The sequence below is a fragment of the Pseudorhodoplanes sp. genome (genome assembly GCF_035565855.1).
Classification (GTDB): Bacteria; Pseudomonadota; Alphaproteobacteria; order Rhizobiales; family Xanthobacteraceae; genus Pseudorhodoplanes.
In genome coordinates this window covers 1-1,986 of sequence record NZ_DATMRX010000127.1, presented here as the reverse complement: position 1 = coordinate 1,986, position 1,986 = coordinate 1, and the positions used below count along the sequence as shown (strand labels likewise).

Genomic DNA, 1,986 nt, shown 5'->3' with positions numbered 1-1,986 from the left:
CGACCTCGGCGGGCTGAAGGGCGTTGACGATGAAGGAAGCGGCCGAAGGCGACCACGGAATGATATCGATCTTTTCGCCCTGAAGCTCGCCGACGACAGCCTGAACGCGCGAACCGCGCATGCCGACGCAGGCGCCGACAGGATCGATGGAAGAATCGCGGGAGATGACGGCGATCTTGGCGCGCGAACCCGGATCACGGGCAACCGACTTGATCTCGATGATACCGTCGTAGATTTCCGGCACTTCCATGGTGAACAGCTTCGCCATGAACTGCGGATGGGTGCGCGACAGGAAAATCTGCGGACCGCGCTGCTCGCGGCGCACATCGTAGACATAGGCGCGCACGCGGTCGCCATATTTGTAGATTTCGCGCGGAATCAGCTCGTCACGGCGGATGATGCCTTCGCCACGGCCGAGATCGACGATGACGTTGCCATACTCCACGCGCTTGACCGTACCGTTGACGATTTCGCCGATGCGATCCTTGTACTCGTCATACTGGCGGTCGCGCTCGGCCTCGCGCACCTTCTGGACGATGACCTGCTTTGCCGACTGGGCGGCGATGCGGCCGAAATCCATCGGCGGAAGCTGCTCTGCGATGAAATCGCCGAGCTGCGCGTCGGGATTGCGCTCACGCGCCGTGACCAGCGCGATCTGCGTGGCGTAATCCTCCACGGTATCGACGACCTCCATCAGCCGCTGGAGCTTCATCTCGCCCGTCTGCGGATTGATGTCGGCGCGAATGTTGGTCTCCAGACCGTAGCGCGAGCGCGCCGCCTTCTGGATGGCGTCGGCCATGGCGTCGATGACGATCTGCTTGTCGATCGACTTCTCGCGCGCGACCGCATCGGCAATCTGCAGCAGTTCAAGCCTGTTTGCGCTTACAACCATGTCTATCTCCCTGAACCGGGCCGCTTCCTCGCGACGGTTCAATTCGCTTCGTGTTCGTTTCCGTCTTCGGCGTCGTCTTCATCAAACGCGTCGTCGGTTTCGTCCTGATTCTTCTTCGCTTCCTTGCGGGCGCGATTGTCCTTCGACAACGCATCGCGGATGAGGTCATCGGTCAGAATCAGGCGCGCTTCGGCGATTGTATCGAAAGGCACCTGCACCGAAGGCTCCTCGCCATAGGCGGGCACATCGCGCAGCACCAGAATGCCTTCGTCGTTCACCTCGGTGATCCGACCCCTGAAGCGCTTGCGCTCGGCAACCAGGGTCGAGGTCTCCATCTTCACCAGATGGCCGAGCCAGGTGGCGAAATCGCCCTTGCGCACCAGCGGCCGGTCGATACCCGGCGACGACACTTCAAGATGATACGCCTTTTCGATGGGATCTTCCACATCGAGCGCCGGCGAGACGGCGCGGCTCAGTTCCTCGCAGTCCTCCACAGTCATGGTGCCGTCTTCACGCTCGGCCATGATCTGAAGGGTGAGGCCATTCTGGCCCGACAGTCGCACGCGCACCAGACGGAAGCCGATGCCGCGCAGCACCGGCAGAATGATCGCCGCAATGCGCGCATCAATGCCGCTCTCACGGATGATGCGATCATCACCGTTGTCGCGGTCGGGGCGGTCGTCGCCGGAAACTTCGCTTGCCGTCATATGATTCCTGATCCGAAGGCCGGCAGGTAACAAAAAAGAGCGGGACCGGATGGACCCACTCTTCGTCATACCGACCAAGAATTTGCACGCTATATAACCGAATTCGGCATCGGGTTCAATAGCGGGCGCGAGCCACCACCGATTTGCACGAGATGTGCGGCAGACGCAGGCCACGCATGCGCTACATGACATGGAAGTACCCGGATTCGCCTCCTATATGTATGTTGCATCGCACAACAAGATAATGCGATGCAGCAAAGGATGAAGAGATGAACCGTTACAAGCCGTTCAACCGGCTCGGCACCTTCCTCGGCGTGATGGGAAGCGCGGTTGCCGCAGCCAGCGCCGTCGAGCGCGGCGTTGCTCCGGAAGCGCGTCACCTGCGCA

General features: G+C 61.0%; 2 protein-coding genes. Both read right to left on the bottom strand.

From position 1 onward, the window contains the following. On the bottom strand, nucleotides 1-892 hold an 892-nt coding region (nusA, locus tag VN004_RS07150; protein WP_325608410.1), incomplete at its 3' end, for a transcription termination factor NusA. 38 nt (nucleotides 893-930) lie between these two features. Next, complete coding sequence (gene rimP, locus VN004_RS07145; RefSeq protein WP_183827983.1) at nucleotides 931-1,599, bottom strand: ribosome maturation factor RimP; 669 nt, start codon at nucleotides 1,597-1,599, stop codon at nucleotides 931-933. Nucleotides 1,600-1,986 lie beyond the last annotated feature (387 nt).